Genomic DNA, 26941 nt, shown 5'->3' on the forward strand with positions numbered 1-26941 from the left:
ACTACCTCTTATTCAATTCCAACTCGCTCAAAAATCTCATCCACACGAGAGAGATGATAGTTATAGTCAAAGCAATCCGCGATTTCATCTGAGCTTAATTGTTGCCTTATCACTTCATCTGCTTCAACAAGCGGACGGAAAGGCCGTTGCTCTTCCCATGCTTGCATAGCCAAACGTTGTACACGATCATATGCTTCTTCTCGTTTGAGACCTTTGTTGATCAAGGTTAAAAGCACACGTTGGGAATAGATGAGACCAAAGGTTCTCTCCATATTTCGTTTCATATTTTCAGGGAAGACGGTGAGATCCTGAATGATGTTGCCTAGACGATTTAGCATGTAGTTCAACAGAATCGTGGAATCCGGTAAGATAACACGCTCAACTGAGCTATGCGAAATATCTCGTTCATGCCAAAGCGCAATGTTTTCATACGCTGAAACCATATGTCCACGGATCACACGAGCTAGTCCACTCACATTTTCAGAACCAATCGGGTTTCGTTTGTGTGGCATCGCAGAGGAGCCTTTTTGTCCTTTGCGGAATGGCTCTTCTACTTCACGTGTTTCGCTCTTTTGAAGTCCACGAATCTCTGTAGCAAATTTATCTAGGGAGGAAGCTACTAACGCTAAGGTCGAAAGATAGTGTGCATGACGATCGCGCTGTAAAGTCTGGGTCGAAATTGCTGCTGCTTCTAAACCTAATTTCTCACAAACATACTTTTCTACGAACGGGTCAATATTAGCATAGGTTCCAACTGCACCAGAGATCTTACCTACTCGCATTGTCTCCATCGCTTGTACAAAACGTTCTCGATTCCGTTTCATTTCGCTATACCAGAGTGCCAATTTTAGTCCTAAGGTAGTCGGCTCCGCATGTACACCATGAGTACGGCCCATCATAACAGTGTATTTGTGCTCATTTGCTTTTTTTGCGAGGATCTCTAAGAAACGATCGATATCTTTTAACAAAATCTTGTTTGCTTGAAGTAACTGATAGCAGACAGCCGTATCCACCACATCGGTTGAAGTAAGACCATAATGTACCCATTTCGATTCAGGCCCTAATGTTTCAGATACTGCACGAGTGAAGGCTACTACATCATGTCTGGTCTCTTTTTCGATTTCCAAGACCCGATCCACGTTAACTTTCGCATGCTCCCTGATTTTGGCCACGTCTTCTTGTGGAATATGCCCCAATTCAGACCATGCTTCACAAGCTAGGATTTCTACTTCCAACCAAGCTTGGTAACGATTTTGTTCCGTCCAAATTTGACCCATCTCAGGTCGTGTATAACGATCAATCACGAATTTTGCACTCCTTTTAATAAATCCATCATCTGTTTTTCAATATTTGTATAGGGTTCCCAAATTGCTGTTTGATCTAGCAAATGAAGGGCTTCTTCTACTGTAGGAGCCAGAGCTGTCAGATGGCCCATTTTCCGTCCTTGCTTCGCTTCATTTTTACCATACCAGTGAATCTTAATATGAGGAGAGAGATTGGGAAGCGCTGCTAGAAAATTTTCCTGGTGTTCCCCCAAAAGGTTTCCCATTACCGCCGCAGTTTTCACTGTAGGTTCTGGTAAGGGGTGGCCAGTTACCGCCCGTAACATCATCTCAAACTGTGAAGTAGTACAGGCGTCATAAGTGTAATGACCGGAATTATGAGGACGAGGAGCCAATTCATTCACGAGTATCTCCCCATTTTCTAGCAGGAACATTTCAACTCCTAATATCCCAACCAACTGTAATTGTTCCGCAATTTGGGTTGCAAGTTTTTGCGCTTTTTCTCGTAAAGAAACCTCAACAGGAGCAGGGGCCAAACTAAGGTGAAGAATGTGATTTCGATGGATATTTAACGTTGGCTCAAACGTACGCGTTTCTCCTATATCGTTGCGTGCTACCATTACAGACAGCTCAGCCACAAATGGAATTTCTTCTTCTAAGATCCAAGTTTGTTCTGTTGTTCCCAGTCCTGTCTCTTGCCAAATATCTATTGCTATTTCACGAGAAGCGATCCGCCATTGTCCTTTGCCATCATAACCACCAGTTGCAGTTTTTAAAATCGCTGGAAAATGTATCTGCTCACAAGCATTTTGAAAGTCTCGACTACCAGACCCTGCAACAAATGGAGCAACGGGAACTTCTGCTTTTACCAGAGCTTCCTTTTCTAGCTTCCGATGCCTCGTAGTAGCTAAGAGCTTGCTTCCCTGTGGTACTGGTTTCTCTTTTTCCAGTCCCTCTACAATTAGGGGATCTATATTTTCAAACTCGTATATTATGAGATCTGATTTTCTTGCCAATTCTCTTGCCTTCGAACAGTCATCATAAGCACCGATGATCTGTTCATCTGCTACTTGTCCAGCAGGGGAGTTCGATGCTGGGTCTAACACAACAAATCGATAGCCCATCTTTCTCCCTTCGAGAATCAACATACGACCTAATTGGCCGCCCCCAAGAACTCCGATTGTATTACCTGGTTGTAATGGAGTATTCATGCGTCCACATCACTACTCTCTAATACCTGATTTCGAACTTCTTGTCGACGTGCTTCCAAACGATCTTGGATCTTGGAGTCCTTGATTCCTAGTATCTCTGCTGCTAACAGACCTGCATTTACCGCTCCTGCTTTGCCAATTGCCACGGTTGCTACTGGTACTCCACCAGGCATTTGAACGATCGATAGGAGGGAATCTACTCCACTGAGTGCGGAGGAGAGGATCGGTACACCAATTACTGGCAATACAGTCTTGGCTGCTACCATACCAGGTAAATGAGCTGCCCCACCTGCTCCTGCGATGATAACTTCTATTCCACGCTCTTTTGCGTTTTCGGCATAATGAAACATCTCATCCGGGGTCCGGTGAGCTGAAACCACTTTTGCCTCATAAGGAATGTCCAACTGACGTAATACCTCACAAGTATGTTGCATCGTTGGCCAATCTGATGTGCTACCCATAATGATGCCTATCATGACTGGAATCCATCCTTTTCTTCCTGGAGTAGTCTTATCTTTTCTCTAACATCATCCACAGTTTAACAAGTTTGCCCTACTTAAGTCAATGAAAAAACGAACATTAATAAAAGGTCAGTCATGGAGCGTTCGTTATTTTACAGCGTCTAGCAGAATGGACGTAAAGCCAATTTTACCATTCTGGTTTCGGTGATCATGTGAATAAGTTCGATAAACCAATCCTTTGGCAGGATCCCATTGTTTGTGATGAAATCTACCTTGTTCATCAAAATACTCCAACAGAGTAACTTGGAATCCGGCTAATTCAAACAACTCACGGAACGTATGATAAGTGAAAACTATTTTGTGACTTGCCGCAGAATGATCTTTTGATCCAGGACCTCCCACTTGTATTAGTTTTTGATAAGTATGATCCGGAAAATATCCATCCGGAACAGCACATCGTACATATCCACCACATTTTAAATAATGATAACAATTTTTTGCAGCTTGAAGACCTTCATCCCAAGTCATATGCTCCCACACATGCTCTGCAAGAATTGCCGTAATGCTACAAGGCACAAAAAGATTCGCCCAATCTTTTGTATATCGAATATCTAAATCTTCTTGATTGGTGTGAATCCAGTTCGGATTATTTTTAGCTTGTTCACCCGTCCCAATCACAACCCGTTTCAAAAATCTACCTCCTTGTAAATCTAGATCAGACTTTTCTTAGCAATTGATAAAATTAATTGCGAACCATTTCTTTGTTAACAATTCAAGATTAGTACTCTGCACCTCATTTGAGTCCAAGCATTTTTTCATGTAATCTGATCTTAAAAACTACTGCAACTTGTTTTATTTAAATACCTTGTAGCATTTATAGCAGATCGTATATAAAAAAGGAACTATACCTTCTCCATGGCATAGTTCCTTTTTGCGATTTGCATATTATAAAACTCGCTATTTTACTGATCTTAAACACAGATTTCTTCCTTTACACTCGCCTTCGGGTCTTTTTCAAAGCTATCTTGATACTCCACTAACTCAATCTCACAGCCAGGTCCTAAGGTTACATTTTTTCCACGGACTACTTTCGCTTTGGTATGTTCTAAATAAACAGTATCTCCTTCTACTACATCCACCTGTAACATCCGTTGAATTGATAATCGAAATAGTGATTCGATCATTTTTAAAATTTTCCAAGACAGCTCAGTCTTCTTTACTTCAACCTTTTGTCCACCAATCTCTTTCACCTTATTTTTCCCATAGAGAAATATCTCTACCGTTTCTGCATTCAATAATCCTTGTACTGTCACCGCTCCTTTGCTGTAAAAATGCTCTACTTCACAATCTCCTTTTACAGATAATGATCCAAGTACTTTTACTATATTTCCGGTAATGTTCTTTTTTACTTCCATCATACCTTCTACCTTTACATCTTTTGCATAGGCATTACCATGGATTGCCGCTCTACCTTGTACCTTTAAATTACTTAGATTTATATCTCCCTGAATCCCCATCTGTCCGCGGATGACCGCTTTTTCACCTTGCAAATTTCCCTCTAAGTCTACTTCACCTGAAACAGAAGAGTCTTTGACTTCTAAATCCCCCTTCATCTCTGTTACACCATTCGCTACGAACTTATCGCATACCACATCACCATGTATTGTTCCTTTTCCATTAATACTAACTTTGTGATATTCTCCACCTGAAGAAGTTCCATTTCCATTGATAATTAAATTATTTTGTTTCATTGAATCCATCATTTTATCCTCCTAAACTCTATCACTACACCATATTTTAAGGGGAGCATAGTCTCCTAACCGTAAAAATCTGCTATATCCTCTTAAAGCCATAGATTACAAAAAAATAAAGAAACCATTTCTTTAACAAACCTCTCCAAATTCTTTCCTGTTTACATTCCATTGATAGTTTCTATTCAAAAACTATCGATCTGCTTTACGCAAAAGGGACACTCATTGTAATTTTTTTACTATTTCTTCTCGTAATTGTTTAAGAGAATTCTGATAAATAATTTTGCTCCCTTTGTCGACTTGGATGAATTCATTTGTGTCAGTTAATAGCAAGATTAATACTCCCAGTTTCCGAATCAAAATAAATTGCAAATCATCTTGACTTAATTTCCAATTTGCTGTTTCTAAGAAAGTAATTAATTGACCTCCTTCATCCAACGAAATCATACCGCTTTGGAGTAGACCATCATACAAAAATAAAGAAACCAGTTGTTTTTCCTTAATTACTCCTGTTGGTAATGCGCTATGATCCTCAAATGATGAGAAAACTTCATTTGAAACAATGTTACGTTCCAATAATATCTTTCTCGTAATCTGATCGAGTTTCTCTTTATATCGGTTTTCTCTTAAATGAAATAAAACGCTTAATTCATCTAGAGATTTTTGATCTTTTAGTTCTAAAATTTGAGCGACTCGTTCTAACACCTGATCCCTAGGAAAAAAGGTTTCTTGTCCAGTAAAAGTTGATTTGCGTATAAACCAGCTCTCTGGAATTAAACTTTTCCTTTTCCAACGGTACAATTGGCCATAGGAAATACCCGTTTCTTTTAGTAAATCCTTTTTAGATATTAAATTTTCTTGATTTGTTGTCATATCCTTGCCCTCCCTATTACTATTTTAAGTATAACATAACACTGTTACATTAGGATCTTCTCCTTTGATTAATTTCTACTTTAAGGCCTGTCTACTATACGGTAATTTATTTATCAGCGCTTCCTAATATTTTTGTTTACCCTTTAGGAAAGATGAGAGGGGGAATAAAATACATAGTTGCAGAAGAATTAGTCCCAAAAACAACCCAATCTTTAGTACAAAGCAAACTTAAATTCTGCATGTGATATCTTGAAAAGAATCCATCTCATACTAAAGAGCGAAATGGATCGAGAATGGAATGAAGGTAGAGAAAAATTAATTTTATTTTCGTAATTTAATTTGGCAATAAACAAGCTTAATCTTGGTTGTGTACTATTCTCAATTACTAAGACCTTTGAGTCATATAGAGTACGAGATGGAAAATAATATTGGTTATAATTATTGTCACAACAAAAAAAACCACTTAGACTACCGAAGTAGCAACTAAGTGGTTTTTGGTTTGCCTGGCAATGACCTACTCTCCCAGGACCCTGCGGTCCAAGTACCATCGGCGCTGGAGGGCTTAACGATCGTGTTCGGGATGGGAACGAGTGGGACCCCTCCGCCATTATCACCAGACAGTCAGTGTTGAGACATATGAAATATGTCACACCCTGAAAATTAGAACAGAAGGCCAAGTGTGTTGCAAATTGAAAAGTAAGACATGTGAGGAAAAGCCCTCGACCGATTCGTATCTGTCAGCTACACATGTTACCATGCTTCCACCTCAGACCGATCTACCTCGTCATCTACAAGGGGTCTTACTTCCACGAAGGAATGGGAAATCTCATCTTGAGGGGGGCTTCGCGCTTAGATGCTTTCAGCGCTTATCCCGTCCATACTTGGCTACCCAGCGGTGCCTCTGGCGAGACAACTGGTACACCAGGGGTATGTCCATCCCGGTCCTCTCGTACTAGGGACAGCTCCTCTCAAATTTCCTACGCCCGCGACAGATAGGGACCGAACTGTCTCACGACGTTCTGAACCCAGCTCGCGTACCGCTTTAATGGGCGAACAGCCCAACCCTTGGGACCGAATACAGCCCCAGGATGCGATGAGCCGACATCGAGGTGCCAAACCTCCCCGTCGATGTGGACTCTTGGGGGAGATAAGCCTGTTATCCCCGGGGTAGCTTTTATCCGTTGAGCGATGGCCCTTCCACAAGGAACCACCGGATCACTAAGTCCGACTTTCGTCCCTGCTCGACTTGTAGGTCTCGCAGTCAAGCTCCCTTATGCCTTTGCACTCTATAGGCGCGATTTCCGACCGCGCTGAGGGAACCTTGGAGCGCCTCCGTTACATTTTAGGAGGCGACCGCCCCAGTCAAACTGCCTGCCTGACACGGTCCTCGAACCGGATGACGGTTCTGAGTTAGAACTCCGATACGACCAGAGTGGTATCCCACCGACGTCTCCTTGGAGACTGGCGTCCCCAAATCATCGACTCCCACCTATCCTGTACAAGTCGTACCCGAGATCAATATCAAGCTGCAGTAAAGCTCCACGGGGTCTTTCCGTCTTGTCGCGGGTAGCCAGCATCTTCACTGGCAGTACAATTTCACCGGGTCTCTCGTTGAGACAGCGTCCAGATCGTTACGCCTTTCGTGCGGGTCGGAACTTACCCGACAAGGAATTTCGCTACCTTAGGACCGTTATAGTTACGGCCGCCGTTTACTGGGGCTTCAGTTCAATGCTTCGCTTTAAGCTAACACATCCCCTTAACCTTCCAGCACCGGGCAGGCGTCAGCCCCTATACTTCGCCTTACGGCTTCGCANCTACCTATCAAATTACAAGTATTTTTTAGCAATCCACTAAAAAAACTCCTTGCTATATTCGCAAGGAGTTTTTAACACTATCTAGACTATTGTTGCATACAATGATTTAACTATTCGCCTAAGGGCTCTATATTATAAGATGTTGTTAGCAGACGCACTTCCATTAATTCTGTTGAATGCATTAGCATCTCCAAGGTTAATTGGAATTTGAACGTTGATTGGGATTAACCCACTGAAAGAACCAGCTCTAGCAATGTTGTTTACAATCGCTCTAGCACCATCATCCGTACGAAGAACACGTCTTCTTCTCCTTGGAACAACGATGATATTACAGCATTTTTTCTTTCTTTTTCTAAAGCATGACATATATTATCATCCTTTCCATTATTTTTTTACTGCTTAGTTGATTGAGGAGCAGCAGGAGAGCCAACTGGTACTTGTTCTTTAATTATATTGACTAGACCAGGAGGTATTTGACCTGTTAGACTGCTAACGCCTAACACGCCACCTAGACTAGATAATAGACTAGTAAGCCCAGGTAACAGTTGACCCACTAGTACAGTACTGATTCCGCTGAGTGGAAGAGTAACTAAGTTAGTCAGCAAAAGTGGAAGTGTATTGAGACCGCTGATCAAATCAGGTATAAGTTGTTGCGCTCCAACAGTCGGAGCATTTCCGATAGGAACATTTGCTGCTTGAACAGTTTTTTCCCCACCAGAGTTCTTATTCAACTCTTCTAAGAGTTTGGTCAGCAATTGAGCTTGCTCTGAAGTAAGTTGCTTGCTCATTCTATCTCACCTCCTTTCAAAGAGATGAATATTAGAGAATGTTATTAGCTGTTGCGCTACCATCTATACGATCAAACGCGTTTGCATCCCCAAGGTTAACTGGCACTTGGACAATAATATTAATTAAGCCACTGACTGAGCCAACCGTAGCAGAGTTATTAACAGCAGCAGTAGTACCTTTCGATCTTAGCCTTAAAGCTCTGCGTCGACGTCTTCTCATTTTTCTTCTAAATAGTCTATATCTACAATAGGGGCACATCTCTTCTCAGCCTCCTTTCAGAAAGTTAACTTTTCGTTAGTTTCTACGTTCTTTTCTTAAACTTTGATCAATTATCTTGACCATTTCTTGTTTTGTACCAGGTTGGATTTTTTCTAGAAAATCAAGTGCAGGAACCAAGTTTTGTACTAGGGATTCCGGTAATTTTGAGTTTTTAATTCCTTCTGCAAATGATTTTTTTAGTTTACCCTCTAGCTTTTCTGATAGTTTTTGAGAGAGTTCTTTTGATAGTTTTTGAAGATTTGGTTTTGAGGAATTTTCCTGCACAGTACCTCCTCCTTCTTTCTTGTTCGGGAGATTTGGAAAGTTAGGTGTTCTAAGTTGTTTTTCGAGGATTAGCTTATAAAAGGCTCTCAACAATTTCGGCGTTAATTACTTAATTACTGCAATATATACTTTTTTAGATTTTTGGTTCGCCTTATCTTATAAAAATAGTTGATAGCTGACTTTCTTAGGTTATACGCGGGGGAAAGAGGCCTAAAAATACTAAAAAGCAACAAAAAAACCCTTTGCTATATAGCAAAGGGTAAAAGTCATATTCTCTGAAAACGAAAGGTGAGAGTAACATAGCCGAGTAAAACATTCGAATTTGTATCATGAAGATACTCCATAGAAAGGAGGTGATCCATCCCCACCTTCCGGTAGGGATACCTTGTTACGACTTCACCCCAATCATCTGCCCCACCTTCGGCGGCTGAGTCCGTAAGGTTCTCTCACCGACTTCGGGTGTGACAAACTCTCGTGGTGTGACGGGCGGTGTGTACAAGGCCCGGGAACGGATTCACCGCGGCATGCTGATCCGCGATTACTAGCGATTCCAGCTTCACGTAGGCGAGTTGCAGCCTACGATCCGAACTGAGACCAGCTTTATGAGATTAGCTCCCCCTCGCGGGTTCGCAACCCTTTGTACTGGCCATTGTAGCACGTGTGTAGCCCAAGACATAAGGGGCATGATGATTTGACGTCATCCCCACCTTCCTCCGGCTTTCACCGGCTGTCTCGTTAGAGTGCCCAACTAAATGCTGGCAACTAACGATAAGGGTTGCGCTCGTTGCGGGACTGAACCCAACATCTCACGACACGAGCTGACGACAACCATGCACCACCTGTCACCGTTGCCCCGAAGGGAAGGGGTATCTCTACCCCGGTCAACGGGATGTCAAGCCTTGGTAAGGTTCTTCGCGTTGCTTCGAATTAAACCACATGCTCCACCGCTTGTGCGGGCCCCCGTCAATTCCTTTGAGTTTCAGCCTTGCGGCCGTACTCCCCAGGCGGAGTGCTTAATGCGTTAGCTGCGGCACTGAGGGCGGGAAAGCCCCCAACACCTAGCACTCATCGTTTACGGCGTGGACTACCAGGGTATCTAATCCTGTTTGCTCCCCACGCTTTCGCGCCTCAGCGTCAGTTACAGCCCAGAAAGTCGCCTTCGCCACTGGTGTTCCTCCCGATCTCTACGCATTCCACCGCTACACCGGGAATTCCACTTTCCTCTGCTGCACTCAAGCGCTCCAGTTTTGGAGGCGAACAATGGTTGAGCCATTGCCTTTAACCCCCAACTTAAAGCGCCGCCTGCGCGCGCTTTACGCCCAATAATTCCGGACAACGCTTGCCCCCTACGTATTACCGCGGCTGCTGGCACGTAGTTAGCCGGGGCTTTCTCCTTAGGTACCGTCAGAACTTCTTCCCTAAGAACAGAGTTTTACAACCCGAAGGCCGTCATCACTCACGCGGCGTTGCTCCGTCAGGCTTTCGCCCATTGCGGAAAATTCCCTACTGCTGCCTCCCGTAGGAGTCTGGGCCGTGTCTCAGTCCCAGTGTGGCCGGTCACCCTCTCAGGTCGGCTATGCATCGTCGCCTTGGTAGGCCATTACCCCACCAACAAGCTAATGCACCGCGGGCCCATCCTCAAGCGAAAAACTTTTACATTGCTCTCATGCAAGAGCAATGATTATCTGGTATTAGCACCGGTTTCCCGGAGTTATCCCAGGCTTGAGGGCAGGTTGCCCACGTGTTACTCACCCGTTCGCCGCTAGGTTCCCGAAGGAACCCCGCTCGACTTGCATGTATTAGGCACGCCGCCAGCGTTCGTCCTGAGCCAGGATCAAACTCTCCGATAAAGTTGAGTTTGAAAGCTCAATAGTAAATCATCTGGCTAAATGTGATACATCTCACTCTTTCGTTTTCAAAGAACATCATTGCTTTTTTTGTTTATGCCGCCTTGTCGCAGCGACAAGAAATAATATATCACGATTAATTGTTAGAGTCAATAGATTTTTATATTATTTTTTGCCAGATCTTTTAAGTGAAGAAAATAGAAGAGATTTAAAATGCTAACCTTATATTATATTTTCAGTCTCCATTGCACTTAACAAGCATCATAAACAGTTCTTTACAGAAAATTTGTCCGTTAAAACCTAATTGTTTCAATCGTGGAATGAAAGACGACATTGTTACGCATTCTTAAAATAAGGATGCTACATAATCTGAATATAGGCTATGCTTATCTATTTGTAATGGTTGATTTTTGAAAATGTAATAAGGGTGCGGTGATAAAAAATTTTCTTAATGTGTAAAAATGAACTAGTCAATTGGTAATAGCTTTCCTCTAACTAGGTACATATCTAGCTGTATGGAATGTATATAAGACACCCTGGATTTAGGAGTTGTACAAACTAACTACCCATGAATCCCCTGCTTGAAAGCATGGGGAATCTCAAAAAGTTATTACTATAATATTTCACCATCATCACAACCAAAAACCACTTAGACTACCGAAGTAGCAACTAAGTGGTTTTTGGTTTGCCTGGCAATGACCTACTCTCCCAGGACCCTGCGGTCCAAGTACCATCGGCGCTGGAGGGCTTAACGATCGTGTTCGGGATGGGAACGAGTGGGACCCCTCCGCCATTATCACCAGACAGTCAGTGTCAAGACATATGAAATAAAATATGTCACACCCTGAAAATTAGAACAGAAGGCCAAGTATGTTGCAAATCGAAAAGTAAGACATGTGAGGAAAAGCCCTCGACCGATTCGTATCTGTCAGCTACACATGTTACCATGCTTCCACCTCAGACCGATCTACCTCGTCATCTACAAGGGGTCTTACTTCCACGAAGGAATGGGAAATCTCATCTTGAGGGGGGCTTCGCGCTTAGATGCTTTCAGCGCTTATCCCGTCCATACTTGGCTACCCAGCGGTGCCTCTGGCGAGACAACTGGTACACCAGGGGTATGTCCATCCCGGTCCTCTCGTACTAGGGACAGCTCCTCTCAAATTTCCTACGCCCGCGACAGATAGGGACCGAACTGTCTCACGACGTTCTGAACCCAGCTCGCGTACCGCTTTAATGGGCGAACAGCCCAACCCTTGGGACCGAATACAGCCCCAGGATGCGATGAGCCGACATCGAGGTGCCAAACCTCCCCGTCGATGTGGACTCTTGGGGGAGATAAGCCTGTTATCCCCGGGGTAGCTTTTATCCGTTGAGCGATGGCCCTTCCACAAGGAACCACCGGATCACTAAGTCCGACTTTCGTCCCTGCTCGACTTGTAGGTCTCGCAGTCAAGCTCCCTTATGCCTTTGCACTCTATAGGCGCGATTTCCGACCGCGCTGAGGGAACCTTGGAGCGCCTCCGTTACATTTTAGGAGGCGACCGCCCCAGTCAAACTGCCTGCCTGACACGGTCCTCGAACCGGATGACGGTTCTGAGTTAGAACTCCGATACGACCAGAGTGGTATCCCACCGACGTCTCCTTGGAGACTGGCGTCCCCAAATCATCGACTCCCACCTATCCTGTACAAGTCGTACCCGAGATCAATATCAAGCTGCAGTAAAGCTCCACGGGGTCTTTCCGTCTTGTCGCGGGTAGCCAGCATCTTCACTGGCAGTACAATTTCACCGGGTCTCTCGTTGAGACAGCGTCCAGATCGTTACGCCTTTCGTGCGGGTCGGAACTTACCCGACAAGGAATTTCGCTACCTTAGGACCGTTATAGTTACGGCCGCCGTTTACTGGGGCTTCAGTTCAATGCTTCGCTTTAAGCTAACACATCCCCTTAACCTTCCAGCACCGGGCAGGCGTCAGCCCCTATACTTCGCCTTACGGCTTCGCAGAGACCTGTGTTTTTGCTAAACAGTCGCCTGGACCTCTTCACTGCGGCCCCCACAAGGGGGCACCCCTTCTCCCGAAGTTACGGGGTCATTTTGCCGAGTTCCTTAACGAGAGTTCTCCCGAGCACCTGAGGATTCTCTCCTCGCCTACCTGTGTCGGTTTGCGGTACGGGCACCAAGACTCTCCTAGAGGCTTTTCTTGGCAGTGNCATGTCGCTCGCGGCGACAAGAAATAATATAACATGCATGAAAATCAATTGCAACCTTTTTTTAAAAGAATAATAGATCTCTATCCATGGACTTGAACTTCCCGATTTTTCTTGATTCTATCACCATCCATTTATCTCTAGAATATAATAGTTCAAAATTATCACTTACAAAATATGAGGAACTCATCGCAAGTATAAAGAATCCAATCCTCTCGTTTCTAAATATATAGAAAAAGACCTCTGTCTCATAGACAAAGGTCTTTGTGATATTTTATATGAAATGGAGCTAAGCGGGATCGAACCGCTGACCTCCTGCTTGCAAGGCAGGCGCTCTCCCAGCTGAGCTATAGCCCCATATATAATGTGGTGGGCCTAGGCTGACTCGAACAGCCGACCTCACGCTTATCAGGCGTGCGCTCTAACCAACTGAGCTATAGGCCCTTGTGATGAAATATCGTTTGGATGTCCCTCACGAGAAATAACTATACACTGTTTCATCCAGATACGCAAGTCTTTTTTGTGAAAAAATATACTCTTTTAATGCAAAATATTATTACCTAGAATATAACGAACAAGACTTACAAAAAACAGTGCTCTCTTTATGAAAGCACTGTTCCCCTTCTAATTTATCCAGTGTACGAAATGATCCATTTTGCAGAACCAGTTAATCGAAAACGATCTAACCCATGGGGTAATAAAAAGAAATCTCCTTTACGGAATGATATACTTTCCTCTCCTAAAAGGATGGATCCTTCCCCTTCCAATACAGAACAAAGAGAGTAGGTATGACCTGAACTAATTTCTTTTGTTTCGCCATCTATTATCCACTCTTCCACACCAAAAAACGGTGCCATATCCCAATGTTTGCGATAAAGTCCTTTTTCTTCTACTATATTCGGCGTAAGATCTACTGGTTGATCTGGAACAGTGGTAACTTCAATTGATTTCTCTAGATGGAGTTCTCGCTTTGCTCCAGTATCATCTGTACGATCGTAATCATATACACGATATGTAATATCAGATGTTTGTTGTGTTTCCAAAATCACAATACCTTCTTTGATCGCATGAATAGTACCACTCGGAACATAGATGAAATCACCTGGTTGAACTGATTTTTGTTTTAGTAAGTGATCCCATTCCCCCTCTGCAATCATACTCTCTAGCTCTTCTCTGGTTTGGGCATGGTGCCCTAAAATAATTTGTGAATCTGGTTCGCAATCCACTATATACCAACATTCTGTTTTCCCAAATGGTTGATTTTCAAGTTCCTGCGCTTTCCGATCATCAGGATGTACTTGTACTGATAGATCTGTTTGTGCATCCAAAATCTTAATTAGTAAAGGAAACCAACCTTCTCTTTTGGAGCCAAACAGATATGCATGATTGCTCCATAACTCACTGAGCGTTTTTCCTGCAAACTCTCCATCCTTTACTAAACTTTCTCCCTCTGGATGAGCAGAGATTCCCCAACACTCTCCAATGGAACCGTCTGGTAATGAAAACCCAAAATCGGTCGCTAGTTTTCGACCACCCCAAATTCGCTCTTTGAAAACAGGTTGAAAAAAAATCGGTCTTGCTGTCATATAATCTCCTCCTAGAATAGAACGTTCCCGTGTAAAAGATTACAGCTGCTATTGTATCGCTTTTATCTTTTTAATTGTAAACTGAACAACTACAGATAAATCAAATCCATAATTCTTACCTTCTCATGTTAAGTTATTACTCCGTATCATAGGCTTTTCTTATCTGCTATTCACTGAAACCGCTGCACTACGCTCTGAAAATTCCCAATCAGCGTAATATGTGTTAGCAACTAATATATTAGGACCAGTACACCTCGCTGTTTCACAATAACAATGGGTCGCTTTCGCTACAGGATGCTGTAACCACTTTTCAAAAATATCAGGAAGTGTATTCATCTGTATATTACCAAGCGGAGGAACATCTCCAAAATCCGTCACGATCACTTCACCAGTAAAAATATTGACGTTTAGCCGATTACGCCCGTCTGGATCTTGACGAACCGTTAAGTTGGGTTCTTGATGCAGTTGAAGCCATAGATCTCGATCCGCTGGATGATGACTACATGGATAAAAAGGTAATGTACCTAGTAGAATCCAAACTTCCGGGTCCCTATTTTGCAATAATCGGTAAATCGTATCTCGGTATTGTGCTAATGAAAGAACTTCCATTCCATTGGCAAAATCACTAGTGTATAAAGGATGTACTTCATGTCGTTGACAACCCATATTGGCTATTGTTCTGTGCATCTGTCCAATATTTGGTGCAGTAAAAGGGCTTAGTAGAGACTCTGCCGAAACAAATACTCCATTTTTAGTCATTGATTTTGCATTGTCGAGCATTTGCTGATAGAGCTTCTCTGCAGTAGGTAAGGAGACTTCCCCTTTTGCTCTACCAAACACAATTCGATGAAAGTCTTCTTCATTACGATAATTATAAGAAATATGTAAGACATCAAGGTCTTCAATCCAATCTTCATAACGTGAAAGCGGAAGAGTTAGATTCGAATTTAATTGCGTATAGATCCCTCTGTCTCGACAGTAACGAAGAAGAGGCTTTATAACATCTCGTACGATCTTAGGATTCACGATTGGTTCTCCACCTGTGATGCTAATAGTTTGGAGAGTCTCTATCTCATCTAAACGTTGCAACAAAAGATCAATTGATAATGGTGCCTCTTCTCGATCTTGTAACATTTCTCCTACTGCACAATGTTCACATCGCAAATTACAGAGCTGAGTTACTGTAAACTCTACACTTGTTAGTTCATATCTCCCTTTTTCTTTTCTAGTATCCCATACATCCCATGGATCAAATTGAGGAGTAATCTGTTTCTTTTCCGTTATCATTTTTTTCCAACTTTCTCAGTTTAGTCCTGATATATGCTAATGTTCTATCCTAATGTTGTCAATAACTCCTTGAAATACAAAAAACCCTTTGCTAAATAGCAAAGGGTAAAAAGTCATATTCTCTGAAAACGAAAGGTGAGAGTAACATAGCCGGGTAAGACATTCGAATTTGTATCATGAAAGATACTCCATAGAAAGGAGGTGATCCATCCCCACCTTCCGGTAGGGATACCTTGTTACGACTTCACCCCAATCATCTGCCCCACCTTCGGCGGCTGAGTCCGTAAGGTTCTCTCACCGACTTCGGGTGTGACAAACTCTCGTGGTGTGACGGGCGGTGTGTACAAGGCCCGGGAACGGATTCACCGCGGCATGCTGATCCGCGATTACTAGCGATTCCAGCTTCACGTAGGCGAGTTGCAGCCTACGATCCGAACTGAGACCAGCTTTATGAGATTAGCTCCCCCTCGCGGGTTCGCAACCCTTTGTACTGGCCATTGTAGCACGTGTGTAGCCCAAGACATAAGGGGCATGATGATTTGACGTCATCCCCACCTTCCTCCGGCTTTCACCGGCTGTCTCGTTAGAGTGCCCAACTAAATGCTGGCAACTAACGATAAGGGTTGCGCTCGTTGCGGGACTGAACCCAACATCTCACGACACGAGCTGACGACAACCATGCACCACCTGTCACCGTTGCCCCGAAGGGAAGGGGTATCTCTACCCCGGTCAACGGGATGTCAAGCCTTGGTAAGGTTCTTCGCGTTGCTTCGAATTAAACCACATGCTCCACCGCTTGTGCGGGCCCCCGTCAATTCCTTTGAGTTTCAGCCTTGCGGCCGTACTCCCCAGGCGGAGTGCTTAATGCGTTAGCTGCGGCACTGAGGGCGGGAAAGCCCCCAACACCTAGCACTCATCGTTTACGGCGTGGACTACCAGGGTATCTAATCCTGTTTGCTCCCCACGCTTTCGCGCCTCAGCGTCAGTTACAGCCCAGAAAGTCGCCTTCGCCACTGGTGTTCCTCCCGATCTCTACGCATTCCACCGCTACACCGGGAATTCCACTTTCCTCTGCTGCACTCAAGCGCTCCAGTTTTGGAGGCGAACAATGGTTGAGCCATTGCCTTTAACCCCCAACTTAAAGCGCCGCCTGCGCGCGCTTTACGCCCAATAATTCCGGACAACGCTTGCCCCCTACGTATTACCGCGGCTGCTGGCACGTAGTTAGCCGGGGCTTTCTCCTTAGGTACCGTCAGAACTTCTTCCCTAAGAACAGAGTTTTACAACCCGAAGGCCGTCATCACTCACGCGGCGTTGCTCCGTCAGGCTTTCGCCCATTGCGGAAAATTCCCTACTGCTGCCTCCCGTAGGAGTCTGGGCCGTGTCTCAGTCCCAGTGTGGCCGGTCACCCTCTCAGGTCGGCTATGCATCGTCGCCTTGGTAGGCCATTACCCCACCAACAAGCTAATGCACCGCGGGCCCATCCTCAAGCGAAAAACTTTTACATTGCTCTCATGCAAGAGCAATGATTATCTGGTATTAGCACCGGTTTCCCGGAGTTATCCCAGGCTTGAGGGCAGGTTGCCCACGTGTTACTCACCCGTTCGCCGCTAGGTTCCCGAAGGAACCCCGCTCGACTTGCATGTATTAGGCACGCCGCCAGCGTTCGTCCTGAGCCAGGATCAAACTCTCCGATAAAGTTGAGTTTGAAAGCTCAATAGTAAATCATCTGGCTAAATGTGATACATCTCACTCTTTCGTTTTCAAAGAACATCATTGCTTTTTTGTTTGTGTCACCATGTCGCGGCGACAAATAGTATATTATCACGCTCATTTTTGTATGTCAACAAAAAATAATATTTTCTTTGCTTAAGTTTACTGACCGTGATACAACAAATACCCTTCATTCAAATCCTTTTCCGACATACCATATACTTTCTTAATCGCATTTAACGTAACAATATGATTCTCTACTCTTTTCGATCGACTATCTCCATCGCGTTCTGGAGACTTTGCAAGTTCTATCAAAAGTTTTTCCATTTTGGACTGTCCATATTGATCCAGTAGGAATTCGAAGAGTACTTTTGAACTCAAATAATATCGCCAAGCTTCTTGGTCTGGCAATGACTCTAGATCCTTTTCTCCAAGCTCTGTCACTTTAAATCGAAGTTCTCGAGGTAAGTCCATAGTTTGTTTTGTTTGACTTAGCTCAGTTTCGTAGGTCATTGCTGCACCTTCTTGCAACCAATAAGATGCATTGTCGCCAGTAAGATCACTAACCATTTGATGAGTCATTTCATGAGCAATTGCATTCTGTAAAAATTTTGGGTCATAACTACCAATCAATTTAATGGACTCTTTATGCTCATGCCAACCAGCAGCCCATTGTGGAAGAGTAAATTTGACAGAAGTACGAAATACTTCCGGTCGATCATAGAGCTTCACAATTGTTTGTTTTGGTCTCCAATTATATTTCTGCTGAAACTGCTTTGCGGTTAGTTGAGCAATTTTCAAGCTTGAGGTCGCTTTCTCATGGTGATTGGGATTCATATAATAAACTTTGATCGATTCTTTTTCTAGAAAATAAGGAAAGTGTTCTTCTATCGACCATCCATGTTGGCTTTGATTAATACGAATCTCTTTCTTGGCAGTATATCTTTTCTTCTTAATAGAGTAGATTTGTTCAATCTCTGCTACTTGTATATTGTTCTGCTTCTTTAATGAAACTACTTTTTGTTGAAACGATGCAGGGTCTATATATTGATCTACATCCTGTAACCATCGTAATTGCTCATAATAATAAGCACCATCATCAGAATGGATGGTACGTAAATATCCAGATAAGTCTTTTTGAATAAGATAGGCACTTTGCTTATCAAGCAATTTCTGTATTGCTGTTTCATTGGAATAACTTACAGGATCCGTTTGCACCATTTGAAAGATCAAAGTCATTAAGCATAGAAGTTTGAACATAAACCAATTCCTCCTATACCTATCTTGCGAAAAAAACAGAAAAACATACCAAAAAAGCACTGTTCGATCAGGAATTCCTGCGAAACAGTGCTTTTTATCAAAAATTATTCCCATTCAATAGTAGATGGTGGTTTAGAGGTTACATCGTAGACAACACGGTTAACATTGTCCACCTCGTTTACAATTCGAACAGAAATCTTTTCTAATATATCATATGGGATTCGAGCCCAATCTGCAGTCATTCCGTCGATAGAAGTTACTGCACGAATGCCTACTGTGTATGCATAAGTACGTACGTCACCCATTACTCCAACACTTTTAAAGTCGGGTAGAGCAGTGAAGTATTGCCAGATTTCGCGATCTAGACCAGCTTTCGCAATTTCTTCACGTAAAATAGCATCCGATTCCCGTACAATTTGAAGTTTCTCTTCCGTTACTTCTCCAATTACCCGAATTCCAAGACCTGGGCCTGGGAAAGGTTGACGCCATACAATTTCTGCTGGTAACCCTAACTCTTCTCCTACTTTTCGAACTTCATCTTTGAAAAGGGTGTTTAGCGGTTCAATCAATTGCATCTTCATATCTTCAGGCAAGCCACCCACATTGTGATGCGATTTGATGGTATGAGCTGTATCCGTACCTGATTCTACAATATCGGTATACAGTGTCCCTTGTCCGAGGAAATCATGTTCACCAATATTCGCAGACTCTTCTTCAAATACCCGGATAAATTCGTTTCCAATAATTTTTCGTTTTTCCTCTGGATCTGTTACTCCAGCCAGTTTGGATAAGAACCGTTCTTTAGCATCTATCTTCACAAAGTTCATGTGGAAATGCTCGCCAAACGTTTTTTCTACGCCTTCTGCTTCGCCTTTACGAAGAAGACCATGATCTACAAACATACAAGTTAATTGATCACCAATCGCTTTGTGAATAATGGCAGCTACAACAGATGAATCTACTCCACCACTAAGTGCACATAGAACACGTTTGTCACCTACACGCTCTTGGATCTCTCTGACTGCGTCTTCAATGAAGGTTTCCATAGACCAATTCCCTTCACACTTACACACATCAAAGAGAAAATTGCGTAACATTTCGTTTCCTTGTAGAGAATGTTGTACTTCCAAATGGAACTGTACTGCATAGATTTGACGCTTTGTGTCGCTCATTGCGGCAATTGGAGCTGATTCGGTGATACCATCTACTTGGAATCCTTCTGGAGGTGCAACAAGAACATCGCTATGGCTCATCCAAACAGTTTGTTTCCGATCTAAACCTGTATATAATGGAGAATCGCTCACAACATCTAACTCAGCACGACCATATTCACGCTTTGATGCCCGCTCCACTTTCCCACCAAAATGGTGAGTAATCATCTGCATTCCATAACAAATTCCTAGAATTGGAATCCCCAAATCAAAAATAGCTGGATCGCATTTTGGAGCTCCATCTTCGTAGACACTATTTGGGCCACCGGAAAACACAATCCCTTTTGGTGCCATCTCTTTTAATTTTTCAGCAGTAGTCGAGTTTGGCAACAGCTCACTAAACACACCTAAATCACGGATACGACGTGCAATTAATTGATTGTATTGACCACCAAAGTCTAATACAACCACTTTCTCTAATGGTTTGTCCAAAGGAATCCCTCTACTTTCTATGTATCGCCAACAGGAAAAGGGCTATGGGTATAAAAAATCCGAGCAAACCCAGCCCTTTATTTCGTTTCTTATATATTACCCTGTTGTTTTAGTACACATTCTATGAAGTCCAATATAGCAATGGGTCTTATGAAGGTCAATACAATAACTTAGGAAACTAATATGATATTAGGTTTGACTTACTCTATTTCCAGCAAACCACGCTGCATATTCTCTTGCTTGATAGATTGCTGCTCGTTCAATCGCCTTTGCCATATGAGGCTTTTGTAGCATTCCTTCTACATGAATAGCTCGAAAATCGGTCAAACCAAGTGAATGAAAGATCGTTTTCATGAATGGGGTAGCAAAATCTAGTACCCGCATTTCAGGGGTTTTGTATTCTCCACCACGCGCTTGAATAAATAACGTCTTTTTACCATTCAGGATATCAATCATCCCGTTTTCATGATTCTGATACTTTCTTCCAGCAAAGCAAACAATATCCAAATAAGCTTTTAATTTTGCTGGAAATAGACTGTTCCACATTGGGCAAACGATAATGTAACGTTCAGCAGCAACAAACTCTTCAATCATATCATCAATATAATCTACTAGGTCCATCTCTTCTTCTGTTAATAATTGATTTTTTACAAGCTTATCCCAGGCTCCAAATACTTTTTGATCAATATAAGGAATATCCATATTGTATAAGTCCAACATGACAATTTCATCTGATGGTCTATACCATTGGTACGATTTTAAAAAGGCTCTTCCTACACGCTGACTGTAAGATTCATCCATTCCTTTTGGATTGGCTACGATATATAGAACTTTTCCCAATGTGAAAACCTCCACCCTAATCGGCGATTTACCAGAAACACAAGTCGTAAAGTAACATTTGGACTACGATCTGAAAGCTCCTTCCTAATCGTGTAGATAAACGGTCTACAGATTTTTATTTTCCTATTAATTAAATTCTATATTTAGATGAAAAAATCCTAGCTATTCAATCTTTTGCAACATATTACTTTTCCAAAGCATATCAATGCTATAAAGCATTTATCAACTATTTTCACTACCGAACAATTAGCATGTAATTATTTCCTTTAGCAATAGAGATCTATTTTTTTTAATTTGATATCCCTCAAAACCTTTGCAATTTTATTCTCCTCTCTTTCCTTGTGTATAATAGGCTCAGAGTGTAAGAAGAATTGGAACTTACTCGAATTCCATTCCATTTAGAAATAGTCAGTTTTAAACCAATAAGCGTAACAGGACAATCCTCCATTACCATATTTTGTTTCCCTAAAAAAAGAGCTCTCATTTAAATTTACTTCATCCTAAGATAGTTAGGAGTTTTGGCTATGTGGAAAACCGAAATTTTAGAAGAAGCCGTTCTTCGATTTCAAGGAGATCCTGCATCGATCTCTCTTTTAGGTGGATTACATCAAAATGTATATGAATATGAACGAAACGGTGAAGCATCCATCCTCAAACTAATCCCATTTGCAACAAAGGATCGAAATCTAGTCTATAGCGAATTACAATGGATTGCCTTCTTACGTAAAAATGGACTACAAGTCCCTACCCCCATGTTATCGAAACGCGGTAGCACCATTGAAGTAATTAACCGACTGCCCGTTCCTTGCTGTGTTATTTCGTTTCCTAAGTCAGAAGGGAAACTATTACATGAACATATAGAAACATATTGGAACCCTAACTTTTTTAAAAAATGGGGACAAACCATGGGCAAACTCCATTCGCTTACTCCAAAGTTCCAAAAAGCAAATACAGACCTTATCTTCGAAGAGTGGAATGAAGGCGAGGTCTTCTATCGCGACTTTTCTTTTATTGACCCAGCAATCGTTGAAGTTTGGGTAAAATGCATTAATAAGGTTCCGCATTTTGAGAAAACCGAGGAGAGCTATGGAATAATTCATAATAGCTTTCATCATGAGAACTTTTTTATAACCTCTGCCGGAGACTTACTATTATTTAATCTAAATCACTGTAAACATCATTACTTTACCTATGACATTGGAACTGCCCTGTTTCACTCTCTAAAATTGGTCGAACAACACGAGCAGCCTGATTTTGTAAAAATGTTTTTAAGCTCGTTTGCTGAAGGCTATCAACAAGAAAAAAGCCTAGTAAGGGATTGGGAAGAACAAGTTTTCTTTTTTACCATGTATCGTCAACTTATGGTCAATCTCAAACAAGCAATCTTCTTACAGGGCGGTGTATTAACAAAGGAACAACGCGAAGAACTATTAGCACAGAAGCGAAACCTTTTACCAGGTGATTATGTATTGTACTGGCAGAAAATATTACAGTTACGCTAATTTTCAGTTAACGAACTAGATTTCGCTAACCTATTCTTTGTAAAATGAAAGAGTACTCATCTTTTTAGGAGCGGAGGGGTTGTGATTGAACCAATCACGACTGACAAAGTATCGACTTTCTCTTCCAGCAGGGAGGGGCATCTGGATTATAGTAGGAGTTGTTTTGGTTCTCTTGTGTGTCTTATCTACTACGATAGTCGAACCCGGTTATAAAGGGGTAGTCTTTAGCTTAAATGGTGGACTAAAAAAAGAGGTTCTTGATCAAGGACTAAATATTCATGCACCTAGCCCGTTTAATAAAGTTTATCAATATCCGGTCTCTACCGAAACGGTATATATGACAAAAACCGCAGAAAGTAATCATTCCTTTGATGTAAATACCGCAGATGGAAAGTCTGTTAACGTGGATGTGGTATATTCCTATCATATGGAAGCCAATAAACTTCCTCATATTTTTACCAAGTTTCGTCGACAAAGCCACGATCAAATCGAAGATACTTATTTGAAAACACAGATCAAAACGGTGATGCAAGAAGTGACTACTAGTTACTCTGTTTTGGGTGTGTATACAGAACATCGCTCTGAAGTAACGAAAAAGATTTTCGAAAAGCTTCACAGCACACTAGCAAAAGACGGGATCATCTTAGAAAATTTTGCAATGTCGGATGTACGACCAGATGCCAATACATTAAAATCTATCCAATCGATTGCAGATGCTCAAAACCGGCAAGAGTTTCTAAAACGGGAAGAACAAAATAAACGCCAAGAAGCGATTAATAATAAGATCGAAGCCGAAGGAAAAAAAGAAGTATCGATCATCAATGCTGATGCTCAAGCAGAAGCAAACCGTCGCTTGGAGTCCTCGCTTACTCCAAAGCTAGTCCAGTATGAATGGATCAAGAAATGGGATGGAAAATTACCAGCTGTACAGGGTGGCAATAATCAACTTATCCAGATCCCAGCTGATCTAACAGAGAAGAAATAAATAGAGTGATAAAAACCCCCTTAAGCAATGTTGATGAGGGGGATTTTTGTTAAGAAATATATAAAAAGTTCAATATCATTCTACCTGTTCTTTTGCAATTAATTCCTCAATCGTCTTTTTTACTTTTAGTAGGATTATACTCCATTTTGCCGTCAAAATATCACTTAATCCAATATGAAATCTTATTTCATAAGGTTCCACTCCAATGAGATAGCCTTTTAGTGTCTCTTTTTTGTGATACAGTACATGAAACAAGTGAAGATTATGAGGTGAGATATCAAGTGTTTGATATTCATGTAAATCGGTCAAAGGAAAAACAGATACTTCTCCAAAATTTTGACCTGAATACACAGCATCAAGAATAATAACAAAACTAGCTCCTTCAATCTGATTCAGACAATAATCAATATCAGATTCTCCTATTAAATAATGAACGTTGAGTTGATCATTATGCCTAGCAAGTTCCTCAACAAGATAAATTCCAATTCCATCATCCATCATCAATTGGTTTCCGATCCCTAATACTATTATTTTCCCCATTTAAAACACCTTAATTGTTTTTACTTGTTTTCCTGATTGATATACATGAGTTGCACAAGACATACATGGGTCAAAGGAGCGAAGAATTCTTCCAAGCTCAGCAGGTTTCTCTGGGTTCGCAATTGGTGTGCCAATTAAAGCTTCTTCTGCAACACCTCTATATCCATTGTCATCCCTAGTGGAAAAGTCCCAGGTTGACGGAGTGATAATTTGATAGAATGATATTTTTTTATCTTTAATTTTTAACCAATGTCCTAATGCACCTCTAGTTGTATCAACTAATCCCCTACCAGTTGCTATCTCTGGTAACTCATATTTTTTTTGTACATCTATTTCAGGAATAATTTCTTGCAATAATATTTTCATAATGTTCGTAATTTTTTTCACCTCTAGAACTCTTGCAATGGTACGATCCATTGCTGAGATTCCTTTGTTATACTCTCCACTTAAAATTAATCTCGCTAGTGGCCCAACCTCAAATGGAAGATTATCGTATCTTGGCGCTTTCACCCAAGAGTACGCTTTATCTTTCGTCATATCGGGTTCTGGAACTATTTCTTCCGGTCTATATACGGTTTCTTTTGCTTTATACCATGAGTAGTCTAGTCTCTCCTGAATCTTCCTTTCATCAAATTCTTTCGTTTCATCAGTTGTTGAAACAAGCGGATCAACATATAATGTGCCAAGCTCTTTATAATCGTTGAAAGCCCCATATGTCAAAAGGTTTCCATAACCGCTACCTAATCGATAATAATCTGGATAATAGCGAGCAATATCATATACATCTGGAATCATTTTTTCATCAATAAATTTTATGATTTTTTGTAGAATAGAATCGAGATGAGTAACCTTTTCTGCCGTTGCTTGAGTAGTTATCCCGCCAACAAATACCCCATGATTATGCGGAGCCTTACCACCTAACACTGCTAGCATTTGATGGGCTAACCGACTTATTGTCAGGGATTCAAAATAGTGTTGTGCAATCCTGTCATTGATTGCTTTTGGTAATCTAAAATCATCATGATCAGATTGCAAAAGACTATTTTGTTCTATCTTCACAAAATCAGGAACCGTGTATTGATAGAAATGACGAGTATGATTTTGTAGAAATTCACAACAGTGAACAATATCTCTTAAATACCTTCCTTGTTCCATTGGTTCGATGTTCAAAGCATCTTCCAAAGCTAGCGATGAAGCCATAGAATGTGCTGCTGAACAAATGCCACATATTCGTTGTGTGAAATAAACCGCATCAAACGGACTTCGACCAACTAACATCTGTTCAAAGCCGCGAAATAAATTCCCTTTTGTTTTCACATCCACTACATTATTTTGCTCGACAATTACATCAATCTCCATAAATCCACTAATTCGTGTCAAGGGATTAATAACAATCCTTTTACTCATTTTTCTCCACCCTTGTCGTGTCATAGCTTATAAATGGAGCCATTGCATCTGGAAAACCAATCATAGCACAGCCTATGCATGGGGTATTATCACCTATAGGCCAATTCACATGTCCGTTCCATTGTCTTGTTGGACAATCAATCCTAGTCACTGGACCACGGCATCCAAGTTTAAATAAACAAGTTTTATCCCCTAATTTTTCAGCAAAAATGCCACGATCAAAAAATGGTCTTCTAGGACAACGATCATGAATGAGCATACTATAGAACATAAGTGGTCGATCTAAATTATCTGTTTCCGGCTCTCCATATAATAAAAGGTGAGCTAATGTCCCCAAAAACCAATCTGGATGCACAGGACAACCAAAAAGTTTTATTATCTTCTTGTCAGGTAAAACTGTTTGTAGTCCAACCGACTCAGATGGATTCGGTTTAGCAGCAGATACTCCTCCGTGAGTTGCACAGGCTCCAACTGCTATAATATGTGTTGCTTTTTTTCCAAGCATAGTTGCAGCTTGAAGTCCTGTAAGTGGTTTTCCTTTCCAATTTCCGATCACATTATACAAACCGTTATTCTTTAAAGCGACAGCCCCTTCGACAGCTAGTATATATTCTTCATCAAGGATGTTCATCAGTTTCTCAATTGCTTGTTCCCCCTCAGCAACCATCAAACTATTACTATAACGAAGGTTCACCATTGAATTTAACATATACTCAAAATCCGGATTCTGTCCATTTAGTAATGAAATAATATTCCCAGAGCAACCATTTAACTCTAAATAAACTAAATTTTGCTTCTTTATGACACCATTATTGATATTTTCCAATACTCCATCTGTTAATCTTTTTGCGATCGCTTCATTTGTTAAAGGCTCTGGAGGTAAAACATATTGTTTCATTACACTAACCTCCCTACAATTGGTAGTGTAGACAAAATCGCTTGTTGACCTGTATGGCAAGAAGCAAATTCCCTAGTATAATCTTTTCCAGCAATTAACCCAAAATGAGTGGCAGCTGCCCATGTTCTATTATTGGTAACATTATAGACAATCCCGTTTACTGCCACATAAGCAGGCATACCATTTTTTCCGTTGTAATTACTTAATTCCTGAATAGTAAAAGTACGTTGATTGGTTGGAGGGGATGGCGGTTGAGGAAATGGAAGGACAGGTGGAGTTTTTTGATTTCTGGCTGTAGCTTGGTCTGCCAAAAGTGTACCGAGAAATTGAATACTCGATACTGTATCCCATAGTCTTTGAAGAATTTGTTGTTGTACATGCCGATTATGTAAGGTGGAAAGAGTATAAATATCATGATGTGCTTGAGTAACAAGATGATTTAGTTGTAGCCTCACCATTTCAATATTTTGCATTACATTCCCTCCTTAACACATATTCAC

Annotated in this window: 20 protein-coding genes, 2 tRNA genes, 4 rRNA genes, 1 pseudogene and 4 other annotated features; of the genes and pseudogenes, 2 read left to right on the plus strand and 25 right to left on the minus strand. The window is 41.6% G+C overall.

Annotated features, from left to right (window positions below; genetic code table 11):
• Window positions 1–8 precede the first annotated feature (8 nt).
• From purB to VJ09_RS08735, 21 genes and pseudogenes are all read right to left on the minus strand, one after another.
• Entirely contained in the window at window positions 9–1304 is a 1296-nt protein-coding gene (gene purB / locus VJ09_RS08625) for an adenylosuccinate lyase (RefSeq protein WP_044641108.1), read from the minus strand.
• Window positions 1301–2494: a 5-(carboxyamino)imidazole ribonucleotide synthase gene (gene purK / locus VJ09_RS08630; RefSeq protein ID WP_044641109.1), complete on the minus strand. Its 1194-nt coding sequence runs from the start codon at window positions 2492–2494 to the stop codon at window positions 1301–1303. The genes purB and purK overlap by 4 nt, the downstream gene beginning before the upstream one ends.
• On the minus strand, window positions 2491–2970 hold the full coding sequence (purE, locus tag VJ09_RS08635) for a 5-(carboxyamino)imidazole ribonucleotide mutase (protein ID WP_044641110.1): 480 nt from the start codon (window positions 2968–2970) through the stop codon (window positions 2491–2493). The genes purK and purE overlap by 4 nt, the downstream gene beginning before the upstream one ends.
• A 132-nt stretch (window positions 2971–3102) precedes the next feature.
• Window positions 3103–3645 (minus strand): class I SAM-dependent methyltransferase, encoded by a 543-nt coding sequence (locus VJ09_RS08640; protein ID WP_044641111.1) that lies wholly within the window; start codon window positions 3643–3645, stop codon window positions 3103–3105.
• Window positions 3646–4594: 949 nt separating this feature from the next.
• Window positions 4595–4706, minus strand: a pseudogene (locus VJ09_RS19155) (cytoplasmic protein); the annotation flags it as partial.
• A 222-nt stretch (window positions 4707–4928) separates the two neighbouring features.
• The gene (locus VJ09_RS08650) at window positions 4929–5579 is read right to left on the minus strand and encodes a DUF4004 family protein (protein WP_044641113.1); all 651 of its coding nucleotides are present in this window, start codon (window positions 5577–5579) and stop codon (window positions 4929–4931) included.
• Window positions 5580–6080: 501 nt separating this feature from the next.
• A 5S ribosomal RNA gene (gene rrf, locus VJ09_RS08655) occupies window positions 6081–6197 on the minus strand.
• Between the two features lie 101 nt (window positions 6198–6298).
• Window positions 6299–7170 (minus strand) — a sequence feature (23S ribosomal RNA rRNA prediction is too short).
• A 26-nt stretch (window positions 7171–7196) separates the two neighbouring features.
• Window positions 7197–7491 (minus strand) — a sequence feature (23S ribosomal RNA rRNA prediction is too short).
• Window positions 7492–7525: 34 nt separating this feature from the next.
• A complete protein-coding gene (locus tag VJ09_RS08665; RefSeq protein ID WP_044641115.1) occupies window positions 7526–7759 on the minus strand; it encodes a hypothetical protein in 234 nt (77 codons plus the stop codon).
• A 26-nt stretch (window positions 7760–7785) separates the two neighbouring features.
• Window positions 7786–8181: a hypothetical protein gene (locus VJ09_RS08670; RefSeq protein ID WP_044641116.1), complete on the minus strand. Its 396-nt coding sequence runs from the start codon at window positions 8179–8181 to the stop codon at window positions 7786–7788.
• Between the two features lie 31 nt (window positions 8182–8212).
• Window positions 8213–8401, minus strand: a complete 189-nt coding sequence (locus VJ09_RS08675) for a hypothetical protein (RefSeq protein ID WP_147635457.1) — start codon at window positions 8399–8401, stop codon at window positions 8213–8215.
• Between the two features lie 75 nt (window positions 8402–8476).
• Window positions 8477–8725 carry a hypothetical protein gene (locus VJ09_RS08680; RefSeq protein ID WP_044641118.1) on the minus strand — a complete coding sequence of 83 codons (249 nt, stop codon included), beginning with the start codon at window positions 8723–8725 and terminating at the stop codon, window positions 8477–8479.
• A gap of 346 nt (window positions 8726–9071) precedes the next feature.
• A 16S ribosomal RNA gene (locus VJ09_RS08685) occupies window positions 9072–10575 on the minus strand.
• 684 nt (window positions 10576–11259) lie between these two features.
• Window positions 11260–11376: ribosomal RNA gene (rrf, locus tag VJ09_RS08690) — 5S ribosomal RNA — on the minus strand.
• A gap of 106 nt (window positions 11377–11482) precedes the next feature.
• Window positions 11483–12354 (minus strand) — a sequence feature (23S ribosomal RNA rRNA prediction is too short).
• A gap of 9 nt (window positions 12355–12363) precedes the next feature.
• Window positions 12364–12699: a sequence feature (23S ribosomal RNA rRNA prediction is too short), on the minus strand.
• A gap of 365 nt (window positions 12700–13064) precedes the next feature.
• Window positions 13065–13137, minus strand: a tRNA-Ala gene (locus VJ09_RS08700).
• Window positions 13138–13147: 10 nt separating this feature from the next.
• A tRNA-Ile gene (locus tag VJ09_RS08705) sits at window positions 13148–13224 on the minus strand.
• Between the two features lie 185 nt (window positions 13225–13409).
• The gene (gene manA, locus VJ09_RS08710; RefSeq protein WP_044641119.1) at window positions 13410–14366 is read right to left on the minus strand and encodes a mannose-6-phosphate isomerase, class I; all 957 of its coding nucleotides are present in this window, start codon (window positions 14364–14366) and stop codon (window positions 13410–13412) included.
• Window positions 14367–14525: 159 nt separating this feature from the next.
• Complete coding sequence (gene yfkAB / locus VJ09_RS08715) at window positions 14526–15653, minus strand: radical SAM/CxCxxxxC motif protein YfkAB (protein ID WP_044641120.1); 1128 nt, start codon at window positions 15651–15653, stop codon at window positions 14526–14528.
• Between the two features lie 194 nt (window positions 15654–15847).
• Window positions 15848–17351 (minus strand): 16S ribosomal RNA (locus tag VJ09_RS08720).
• Window positions 17352–17528: 177 nt separating this feature from the next.
• On the minus strand, window positions 17529–18626 hold the full coding sequence (locus VJ09_RS08725; RefSeq protein ID WP_044641121.1) for a peptidase MA family metallohydrolase: 1098 nt from the start codon (window positions 18624–18626) through the stop codon (window positions 17529–17531).
• Window positions 18627–18730: 104 nt separating this feature from the next.
• Window positions 18731–20269, minus strand: coding sequence for a glutamine-hydrolyzing GMP synthase (gene guaA, locus VJ09_RS08730; protein ID WP_044641122.1), 1539 nt, complete (start codon window positions 20267–20269; stop codon window positions 18731–18733).
• A 189-nt stretch (window positions 20270–20458) separates the two neighbouring features.
• Window positions 20459–21109 (minus strand): FMN-dependent NADH-azoreductase, encoded by a 651-nt coding sequence (locus VJ09_RS08735; RefSeq protein ID WP_044641123.1) that lies wholly within the window; start codon window positions 21107–21109, stop codon window positions 20459–20461.
• Between the two features lie 524 nt (window positions 21110–21633).
• Here VJ09_RS08735 and VJ09_RS08740 point away from each other — a divergent pair.
• Entirely contained in the window at window positions 21634–22611 is a 978-nt protein-coding gene (locus tag VJ09_RS08740) for a phosphotransferase enzyme family protein (protein WP_044641124.1), read from the plus strand.
• 85 nt (window positions 22612–22696) lie between these two features.
• On the plus strand, window positions 22697–23596 hold the full coding sequence (locus VJ09_RS08745) for a prohibitin family protein (RefSeq protein WP_052807307.1): 900 nt from the start codon (window positions 22697–22699) through the stop codon (window positions 23594–23596).
• Between the two features lie 75 nt (window positions 23597–23671).
• On the opposite strand, the gene VJ09_RS08750 is transcribed toward VJ09_RS08745, so the two are convergent.
• From VJ09_RS08750 to VJ09_RS08765, 4 genes are read right to left on the minus strand one after another with little or no spacing between them, the layout of a single operon-like run.
• Window positions 23672–24136 carry a hydrogenase maturation protease gene (locus VJ09_RS08750; RefSeq protein WP_044641125.1) on the minus strand — a complete coding sequence of 155 codons (465 nt, stop codon included), beginning with the start codon at window positions 24134–24136 and terminating at the stop codon, window positions 23672–23674.
• Window positions 24137–25543 (minus strand): nickel-dependent hydrogenase large subunit, encoded by a 1407-nt coding sequence (locus VJ09_RS08755; protein WP_044641126.1) that lies wholly within the window; start codon window positions 25541–25543, stop codon window positions 24137–24139.
• Entirely contained in the window at window positions 25536–26441 is a 906-nt protein-coding gene (locus tag VJ09_RS08760; RefSeq protein ID WP_044641127.1) for a hydrogenase small subunit, read from the minus strand. The genes VJ09_RS08755 and VJ09_RS08760 overlap by 8 nt, the downstream gene beginning before the upstream one ends.
• On the minus strand, window positions 26441–26914 hold the full coding sequence (locus tag VJ09_RS08765) for a cytochrome b5 domain-containing protein (protein WP_044641128.1): 474 nt from the start codon (window positions 26912–26914) through the stop codon (window positions 26441–26443). Before VJ09_RS08765 ends, VJ09_RS08760 begins: the two co-directional genes overlap by 1 nt.
• Window positions 26915–26941 lie beyond the last annotated feature (27 nt).

The sequence above is a fragment of the Risungbinella massiliensis genome, from assembly GCF_000942395.1.
Lineage (GTDB): Bacteria > Bacillota > Bacilli > Thermoactinomycetales > Thermoactinomycetaceae > Risungbinella > Risungbinella massiliensis.